The 9,594-nt window shown below is 62.3% G+C and carries 5 protein-coding genes; 4 read left to right on the forward strand and 1 reads right to left on the reverse strand.

The window, feature by feature from the left end; genetic code table 11:
• The first annotated feature begins 231 nt into the window (after positions 1–231).
• The 3 genes from F3J31_RS18450 to F3J31_RS18460 all read left to right on the forward strand — a co-directional run bounded on the left by F3J31_RS18450 (position 232) and on the right by F3J31_RS18460 (position 7,289).
• On the forward strand, positions 232–2,940 hold the full coding sequence (locus F3J31_RS18450) for a cation-transporting P-type ATPase (RefSeq protein WP_167214599.1): 2,709 nt from the start codon (positions 232–234) through the stop codon (positions 2,938–2,940).
• A gap of 122 nt (positions 2,941–3,062) precedes the next feature.
• Entirely contained in the window at positions 3,063–4,124 is a 1,062-nt protein-coding gene (locus F3J31_RS18455; RefSeq protein WP_167214601.1) for an efflux RND transporter periplasmic adaptor subunit, read from the forward strand.
• 9 nt (positions 4,125–4,133) lie between these two features.
• On the forward strand, positions 4,134–7,289 hold the full coding sequence (locus F3J31_RS18460) for an efflux RND transporter permease subunit (protein WP_167214604.1): 3,156 nt from the start codon (positions 4,134–4,136) through the stop codon (positions 7,287–7,289).
• Here F3J31_RS18460 and F3J31_RS18465 read toward each other — a convergent pair.
• Positions 7,219–8,340: a YbdK family carboxylate-amine ligase gene (locus F3J31_RS18465; protein WP_045416563.1), complete on the reverse strand. Its 1,122-nt coding sequence runs from the start codon at positions 8,338–8,340 to the stop codon at positions 7,219–7,221. The two genes, F3J31_RS18460 and F3J31_RS18465, sit on opposite strands and share 71 nt — an antisense overlap.
• Positions 8,341–8,444: 104 nt before the next feature.
• Here F3J31_RS18465 and F3J31_RS18470 point away from each other — a divergent pair, with 104 nt between their 5' ends.
• Positions 8,445–9,335 carry an oxidoreductase gene (locus tag F3J31_RS18470; RefSeq protein ID WP_167214606.1) on the forward strand — a complete coding sequence of 297 codons (891 nt, stop codon included), beginning with the start codon at positions 8,445–8,447 and terminating at the stop codon, positions 9,333–9,335.
• The last annotated feature ends 259 nt before the right edge of the window (positions 9,336–9,594 follow it).

A 9,594-nucleotide genomic window follows, 5' to 3' on the forward strand; every position in this document is an offset into this window, starting at 1 on the left:
ACACCAGTCTGCGCCCGCGATAAATACCCCACATGGTTCCCCCTTGTTTAGTTTTGGTTTAGAAATATTTTGTAAAAATCAGGTCATCGAAATAGTTTTAATCAGTTTTGAATAACCGAGAAGTCATTATATTGCGGTAGATCAATTTTACCCGCAAGACTTTAAAATGAATTTATTTAAGCCCGAAAGGAATTCAGGCTTCTGTTCACCGGAAATTGAAGGAAAAATACGATGACTGAAAAAAAAGTGATTCCGAACGTGCCGCCTTCCGGCGGGCTGGCATACCAGCAGACCGTAGAGCAGGTGCTTGCACACGCGCAGAGCCAGGCCAGCGGTCTGGACCGTGCAGAGGCGCAGGCGCGTCTGCAAAAAACAGGGCCGAACGCGCTGCCGGAGAAAAAAGGCAAACCCGCCTGGCTGCGTTTCCTGGCCCATTTTAATGATGTGCTGATTTATGTCCTGCTGGCCGCCGCCGTATTAACGGCAGTAATGGGCCACTGGGTTGATACGCTGGTTATTTTGGGCGTGGCGGTAATCAATGCCTTAATTGGTCATATTCAGGAAAGCAACGCGGAAAAATCCCTGAAGAGTATTCGTAATATGCTCGCCAGCGAGGCGCGCGTTATTCGTAACGGCAACCATGAAACAATCCCCACAACTGAAATAGTCCCGGGCGATATTATTGTATTACGCGCGGGGGATCGTATTCCGGCGGATATACGTTTAATTGAAGCGCATAATTTACGCGTGGAAGAGGCGATTCTGACCGGTGAATCCACCGTGGTGGATAAACACGTTAATCCGCTGAGCGGCGAATTACCGCTGGGCGATCGCACCAATATGGTCTTCTCCGGGACGACCGTCAGCGCGGGCGGCGGCATCGGTGTGGTCACCGCGACCGGTCAGGATACGGAACTCGGCCACATCAACCAGATGATGGCGGGTATCGAGAAGCACCGTACGCCGCTGCTGGTGCAGATGGACAAGCTGGGTAAAGCGATCTTCGCGATTATTCTGGCGATGATGGCCGCGCTGTTTGTCTTCAGCCTGGCGTTCCGCGAGATCCCGATGGGTGAGCTCCTGCTCTCCCTGATTAGCCTGGCGGTGGCTTCCGTACCGGAAGGTCTGCCGGCCATTATCTCCATCATCCTCTCCCTGGGCGTGCAGGCGATGGCGCGCAAGCGGGCGATTATCCGCAAGCTGCCGACGGTTGAAACGCTCGGCGCGATGACCGTGGTCTGTTCGGATAAAACCGGTACCCTGACCATGAACGAGATGACGGTCAAAGCCATCATCACCGCCGACGCCTGCTACCGCGTGGACGGCAACAGCTACGAGCCGGTGGGTAACATCTACCTGGAAGGCAGCGACGAGCCGGTGCAGATCCAGCCGGGCACCGTGCTGGAGCAGTACCTGCGCACCATCGACCTGTGTAACGACAGCCAGCTGATTCAGGACGATCGCGGGCTGTGGGGTATCACCGGCGGCCCAACCGAGGGCGCGCTGAAGGTGCTGGCGGCGAAAGCCAGCCTTGAGCCGGTGATGACCGCGCTGGTTAACAAGATCCCGTTCGACTCGCAGTACAAGTACATGAGCACCCACTACCAGATTGGCGGTGAGGAGCAGATCCTGATCACCGGCGCGCCGGACGTCATTTTCGCCCTCTGTGCGCAGCAGCAGACCCGTCACGGTGCAGAAGCCTTCAACCGCACGTACTGGGAAAGTGAGATGGAGCGCTATGCGCGTCAGGGGCTGCGCATGGTCGCCGCGGCGTTCAAACCAGCGAACGGCGAGCAGGAACTGACGCACGATGACCTCAGCCACGGCCTGATCTTCCTCGGCATCGCCGGGATGATGGATCCGCCGCGCCCGGAAGCCATTGACGCGATTAACGCCTGCCAGCAGGCGGGGATCCGCGTGAAGATGATCACCGGCGATCACCCGCAGACGGCAATGAGCATCGGGCAGATGCTGGGGATCAGCAACAGCGAGCAGGCGGTTACCGGCTACGAGCTGGAGAAGATGGACGACGCCGAGCTGGCGGAAGCCGCGGTGAAGTATGACATCTTCGCCCGTACCAGCCCGGAGCATAAGCTGCGCCTGGTGAAAGCGCTGCAGGACAAAGGCGAAATCGTCGGCATGACCGGCGACGGCGTGAACGATGCCCCGGCGCTGCGTCAGGCGGACGTGGGTATTGCGATGGGCATTAAGGGCACGGAAGTGACCAAAGAGGCGGCGGACATGGTCCTGACGGACGATAACTTCGCCACCATCGCCAGCGCGGTGAAAGAGGGGCGTCGCGTTTACGACAACCTGAAGAAGACCATCCTGTTCATCATGCCGACCAACCTGGCGCAGGGGCTGCTGATTGTGATTGCGCTGCTGGCGGGGAACATCATTCCGCTGACGCCGGTGCTGATTCTGTGGATGAACATGGCCACCTCCGCCACGCTCTCCTTCGGCCTGGCCTTTGAGGCCGCCGAGCGCAACATCATGCGCCGTCCGCCGCGTCAGACCGGGCAGCACGTGATGGACGCCTACGCCGTCTGGCGCGTGGCCTTCGTCGGCACCATGATTGCCATCGCCGCCTTTGCGCTGGAAGCCTGGCTGGCCCCGCGCGGCCACAGCGCGGAGTTCATCCGCACCGTGCTGCTGCAGATGCTGGTCTGCGCCCAGTGGGTATACATGATTAACTGCCGCAACACCGAAGGGTTCTCCCTAAACCGCGGCCTGCTGGCGAACAAAGGGATCTGGCTGGTGACGGGCGTGCTGTTCCTGCTCCAGGCGGCGATTATCTACCTGCCGTTTATGCAGATGCTGTTCGGCACCGAAGCCCTGCCGCTGCGCTACTGGTTTGTGACCCTGGCCGTTGCAGGCGTGATGTTCTTCGTCGTCGAAATCGAGAAGCGACTGACCCGCAGGTTCCGTAAGGCTGCATAACGAAAACCTTACCCCTCACCCTAACCCTCTCCCCACAGGGGAGAGGGGACCGCCCGGTTTTCTCCCTCGCCCCTTTGGGGAGAGGGCCGGGGTGAGGGGAGAAACAACGCTGAGGTACTCCCATGAAACTCCCGGTCCTGTTAGCACTTCTTGTCAGTACCCTGCAACCCGCATTCGCCGCCATTCCCGTTCGCGTCGCCACCGTGGAGCAAACCGCCCACGCCGCCGAGCGCCAGATCCCGGGGCGCATCGAAGCTATTCACACCGTTGAGCTACGGGCGCGAACGGAAGGCGCGATTGCCAAAATCCACTTCCGCGACGGGCAGTACGTGAAAAAAGGCGACGTGCTGTTTGAGCTGGACGACGCCGAGCCGCGCGCCGCCCTGCGCCTGGCGCAGGCCGAAGTGAAAAGCGCCGAAGCCACGCTGCGCCAGGCGCAGCAGCAGCTTTCCCGCTTTGAAAGTCTCGGCAGCAGCAACGCCATCAGCCGTCACGACGTGGACAACGCCCGCATGCAGCGCGACGTCGCCAGTGCTGCTCTCGAGCAGGCGAAGGCCCGGCTCGAAGCCCGCAACGTCACCCTGAGCTACACCCGCATCACCTCGCCGATTGACGGCCGCGTGGGGCACAGCAGCTTCCACGTAGGCAGCCTGGTGAATCCTGCCAGCGGCGTGTTGGTGGAGGTGGTGCAGCTTGACCCGATCCGCATCGCCTTTGCGCTGGAGGAGGGGGCGTTTGCCGCCAAAGCCGGACAGCATGCGGATATCAACGCCATGAAGCGTGCCTGGCAGGCGCTGATCGACAGCAACGGCCAGCGCGTCAGCGGCGAGCTGACATCAGTGGATAACCGCGTTGACCCGCGTACCGCCAGCGTGATGCTGCGCGCCGAGTTTGCCAATCCCCGCCATCAGCTGCTGCCCGGCGGCAATGTGAACGTGTTTTTGCGCCCGGCAAGCGAACAGCCGGTGCTGACCCTGCCTGCCGCCGCGGTCCAGCAGAACGGCGACGGCTACTTTGCCTGGGTCGTTAATGCCGACGGCAACGTCGAAATGCGCCCGCTGAACGTGGCTGGTCAGATTAGCCAGCAGTTCCAGATCACCTCTGGCGTGAAGCCCGGTGAGCGAGCGATTACTGACGGCGCGCAGCGCGTGCAGCCAGGCGCTGCTGTCCAGATACTGAATTAAGGAGCCATCATGCTGACGTTTTTCATCAAACGCCCGCGCTTCGCGATGGTGATTGCGCTGGTCATCACCCTGCTGGGGGCCATTGCGCTGAGGATTATCCCGGTGGAGCAGTACCCGCAGATCACGCCGCCGGTGGTGAACGTCTCTGCCAGCTGGCCCGGTGCCAGCTCCGCTGACGTGGCGGAGGCCATCGCCACGCCGCTGGAGACGCAGCTGAACGGCGTGGACCATATGCTTTACATGGAGTCCACCAGTTCGGACGAAGGCACTTACAGCCTGAACATTACCTTTGCGGCGGGCACCGATCCGGATCTCGCGGCCATCGATGTGCAAAACCGCGTGGCGCAGGCCGTGGCGCAGCTGCCGACCGAGGCGCAGCAAAACGGCGTGCAGGTGCGCAAGCGGGCCACCAACCTGATGATGGGGGTAAGTCTTTACTCACCGAATAACACCCACACGCCGTTGTTCGTCAGCAATTATGCCAGCACCCAGGTGCGCGAGGCGCTGTCGCGTCTGCCCGGCGTGGGGCAGGTGCAGATGTTCGGCGCGCGCGACTACAGCATGCGCATCTGGCTGCGCCCGGACCGCATGAACGCCCTGAACGTCACCACCGATGACGTGGCGCAGGCGCTGCGTGAGCAGAACGTACAGGGCGCTGCGGGTCAGGTGGGCACCCCGCCGGTGTTTAACGGCCAGCAGCAGATCCTGACCATCAACGGGCTGGGGCGCTTAAGCCAGGCCGAAGAGTTTGCCGACATCATCATCCGCGCCGGGGAGATGGGCCAGCTGGTGCGCCTGAAGGACGTCGCCACCATCGAGCTCGGCTCGCGCAGCTACAGCTCCGGCGCGCAGCTGAACGGGCACGACTCCGCCTATTTGGGTATCTACCCGACGCCGTCCGCCAACGCCCTGCGCGTCGCCGATGCGGTACGCGCGGAGCTGGAACGCCTCTCAACGCGCTTCCCGGACGACCTGGTTTATGAGGTGAAATTCGACACCACCTCTTTTGTCGCCGCGACCATTAAAGAGATCGGCGTCTCGCTGGCACTGACGATGCTGGCGGTGGTGGTGGTCGTTTCCCTGTTCCTGCAGAGCTGGCGCGCGACGCTGATTGTCGCCCTCGCCATTCCGGTGTCGCTGGTGGGCACCTTCGCGGTGCTCTACACGCTGGGCTACTCCGCCAACACCCTCAGCCTGTTTGCCATTATTCTGGCGCTGACCATGGTGGTGGATGACGCCATCGTGGTGGTGGAGAGCGTTGAAACGCTGATGGCGGAAGGGCAGAGCCGCACGGCGGCAACCGCGCTGGCGCTGCGCCAGATTGCCGGGCCGGTGATTGCGACGACGCTGGTGCTGCTGGCGGTATTTGTGCCGGTGGCGCTGCTGCCGGGGATTGTCGGCGAACTCTACCGCCAGTTCGCGGTGACGCTCTCCACCGCCGTGACGCTCTCAAGCCTGGTGGCGCTGACCCTGACGCCCGCGCTGTGCGCGATGCTGCTGCGTCCGCGCCCGGAGAAACCTGCGGCCATTTATCGCGCCTTCAACCGCGGGCTGGATGCCACGCGCTGTTTCTACACCCGCCTCGTGCATGTCTTAAACCTGCGTCCGTGGCTGGCGCTGCTTGCCACCGCAGGCGCGGCGGCAGTCGTGCTGTTCAGCTTTATGTCGATGCCAAAAGGCTTCCTGCCGCAGGAGGACCAGGGCTACTTCTTCGCCAGCGTTCAGCTGCCGGAAGCGGCTTCGCTGGAGCGCACCGAAGCGGTGATGACCACCGCGCGGGAGCTGATCGCCCAAAATCCGGCGGTGGAGGACGTCATTCAGGTCTCCGGATTTAACATCCTCAACGGCACCAGCGCCTCCAACGGCGGGTTTATCTCCATCATGCTGAAGGACTGGAGCGCGCGTCCGCCGCTGGAGGAGGTGATGGGCACCCTGCAGCGCCAGCTGCTGGCCCTGCCGGAAGCGACCATCATGACCTTCGCGCCGCCGACGCTGCCGGGGCTGGGCAACGCCTCCGGCTTTGACCTGCGCATCCAGGCCCAGGCGGGGCAGAGCCCGGCGGAGCTGGAGCGCGTCACCCGCGAGGTGCTGGCGAAAGCCAACCAGCACCCGCAGCTGAGCCGCGTGTTTACCACCTGGAGTAGCAACGTGCCGCAGCTGACGCTGACCGTTGACCGCGAGCGCGCCGCCCGTCTTGACGTGCCGGTGTCGCGCATCTTCAGCAGCCTGCAAACCGCCTTTGGCGGCACGCGCGCCGGGGATTTCAGCATCAACAACCGCGTCTACCACGTGGTGATGCAGAACGAGATGCAGTGGCGCGAGCGCGCAGAGCAGATCAGCGAGCTGTTCGTGCGCAGCAACAGCGGCGAGCGGGTGCGCCTGAGCAACCTCGTCACCATCACACCGACGGTCGGCGCGCCGTTCCTGCAGCAGTACAACCAGTTCCCGTCCGTGTCGGTGAGCGGCTCGGCAGCGGCTGGGGTGAGCAGCAGCACCGCGATGGCGGCGATGGGTGAGATCCTGGCGGAAAGCCTGCCGGCTGGCTACGACTACGCCTGGAGCGGCATGTCGTACCAGGAGCAGCAGACCGGCAATCAGGCGATCTGGATCGTGCTGGCGGCGGTGGTGATGGCATGGCTGTTCCTCGTCGCCCAGTACGAGAGCTGGACGCTCCCCGCAAGCGTGATGCTCTCGGTGCTGTTTGCCATCGGCGGGGCGCTGGTCTGGCTGTGGATGGCCGGATACGCCAACGACGTGTACGTGCAGATTGGTCTGGTATTGCTGATCGCGTTAGCGGCCAAGAACGCGATTCTTATCGTCGAGTTCGCCCGCGCACGGCGTATGGACGGAATGGCGATTGTCGATGCCGCGCGGGAAGGGGCCTCGCGCCGCTTCCGGGCGGTGATGATGACCGCCGTGTCGTTCATTATCGGCGTTTTGCCGATGATGCTGGCGACCGGCGCAGGCGCCCAGAGCCGCCGCATCATCGGCACCACGGTCTTCAGCGGCATGCTGGTAGCGACCGTGGTGGGGATTCTGTTCATCCCGGCCCTGTTCGTGCTGTTCCAGCGCCTGCGGGAGTGGGGTCACGGCCTTACGGACTCGTCGCCCACAGCTCGCAGTGCTTCTGCACCAGAGAAATCAGCGAGCCGCCGTCGGCGATAAAGTCCCGCATGCGCTGCGCCTCGCTCTTGCCCTGCTTTAACAGCAGGGCAATTTCATTGATTGCGCTTGTCGCGCCGAGCTTCTCGGCCGACGGCGCCACCTGCTCCAGCAGCCAGGCGATATCTTCCGCCACGGTTTTGTGCTCGCCGGTGTGCACGTCCGTCAGGATCCCCTCCAGCCCGTAGCGACACGCCTGAAAACGGTTAAAACGGTAGAGCAGAAAATCCTTTTCCTGATGCTTATACGGCCGCGTGGTCAGCAGCCAGTGCGACGTGGCCTGAATCAGCCCGGCGATGTTAATCGCGTGGCCGAGCGTCAGCGGCGTATCCATCACCCGCACCTCCACGGTGCCAAAATGCGGGCTGGGGCGAATATCCCAGTGCAGATCTTTGATGCTGTCGATCATGCTGGTGGCGCTCAGGCGGCGGAACAGCCCTTCGAACTCCTGCCAGCTGTTGACCCACGGCATCTGTCCGTTATCCGGGAACCCGGAGAAGATGTTGAGCCGCGACGAGGAGAACTTCGTGTCCGTGCCCTGCATGTACGGCGAGGCGGCCGCCAGGGCGATAAAATGCGGCACGAAGCGCGACAGGCCGTGCAGCAGGTAAATCGCGTCATCCCCGGTCCGGCAGCCGACGTGCACGTGCTGGCCGAACACCGTCGCCTGCAAAATCAGGTAGCCAAAGCGCTCCAGCGTGACGTTATAGCGCTCATCGTCGCACACCTCCTGACGCTGCCATTTCTGGAACGGATGCGTCCCCCCGCCGCAGATCTGAATGTGCTGCTCCGCCGCCGCGCGCAGGATGCTCTGCTGCATCACCGAGAACTGCGCCGCCGCCTGATCGATGGTCTGACACACGCCGGTGGCGATTTCGAGCATGCTTTCGGTGATGTCGTGTTTGACTTCACCGCCTTTGATGTCGTCTTTGACGGCGGCGATGAGCGCGGAGGAGTCCTGGCTGAGATCGTACCCCGGCGGGTTAACCACCTGCAGTTCGAGCTCGATGCCAAGGGTGAACGGTTCAGAGGATTTAAAATCAGGTAAAGGCATGGCGCACTCCGTTGTCTGTGAATGTTGAGTATAGACAACGGGTGTGGCGCGCTCGCCTCAGGGTGGTATAACTGATAGCAGGCTTAGCAAAAGGGGAGTGACTCATGTCTGACTATCCAACCATTGCGCTGATTGGTCCCGGTGCGATTGGCACCACCATTGCCGCGGTGCTGCATGACGCTGGCCGCACGCCGCTGCTCTGCGGACGCACCGCGCATCCGGAATTACGCCTGCGTCACGACGAGGGGGAAACGGTGGTGCCCGGTCCGGTATTCACCGATCCGACGGCCATCACGCGCCCCGTTGACCTTGTGTTTATCGCGGTAAAAACGACGCAAAATGCCGACAGCGCCGGGTGGCTGCGCGCCCTTTGCGATGAAAATACCGTGGTCTGCGCGCTGCAAAATGGCGTAGAGCAGAAGGCGCAGCTTGAGCCTTGGGTCAGTGGCGCAACGGTGCTGCCGTCGGTGGTCTGGTTCCCGGCGCAGCGCGAGCCGGATGCCTCCGTCTGGCTACGGGCGAAGCCGCGCCTGACGCTGCCGGACGTGCCGCAGGCGCAGCGGGTGGTGGAGGCGCTTCGCGGTACGCGCTGTGAAGTTGAACTCTCGGCTGATTTCCCCACCGTCGCCTGGCGCAAGCTGCTGCAAAACGCGGTCGCCGGGCTCATGGTGCTCGCTAACCGCCGCGCCGGGATGTTCAGGCGCGAGGATATCAGCGAGCTTGCGCTGGCCTACCTGCGCGAGGGGCTTACTGTCGCCCGCGCCGAAGGGGCGAAGCTGGCCGATGACGTGGCGCAGGAGATTCTGGCGAACTTTCAGCGCGCGCCAGTGGATTTGGGTACGTCGATTCTCGCTGACCGTCAGGCGGATCGCCCGATGGAGTGGGATATCCGCAACGGCGTGATCCAGCGCTACGGCCGCAAACACGGCATTGCGGTGCCCATCAGCGACGTGGTGGTGCCGCTGCTGGCGGCGGGGAGCGAGGGGCCGGGTTAACGGCCGCTGTTTTTCCGTTCGGCAAAGTAATGGGCGGGGCGCGCTGCCCATCGCTTTTCTGAACATGGTGATAAACGCCTTCATACCTGAGAGTGGCGGTGGGTCGATAGAGAGAAAGGGAGATGAATATGAATGTCCGCTCTGTGCCAGATGCGGACGTCGAGGAGAATGTTATTTTGATGCGAAATATTTGCGTAATATTTTTTCTAATAACGAGAAAACGACCGTCACCCTTTTGGGAGTAATCAGCTGGTAAGGC

The sequence above is a fragment of the Enterobacter sp. Acro-832 genome, assembly GCF_011752745.1.
GTDB classification, from domain to species: Bacteria; Pseudomonadota; Gammaproteobacteria; order Enterobacterales; family Enterobacteriaceae; genus Enterobacter; species Enterobacter quasiroggenkampii.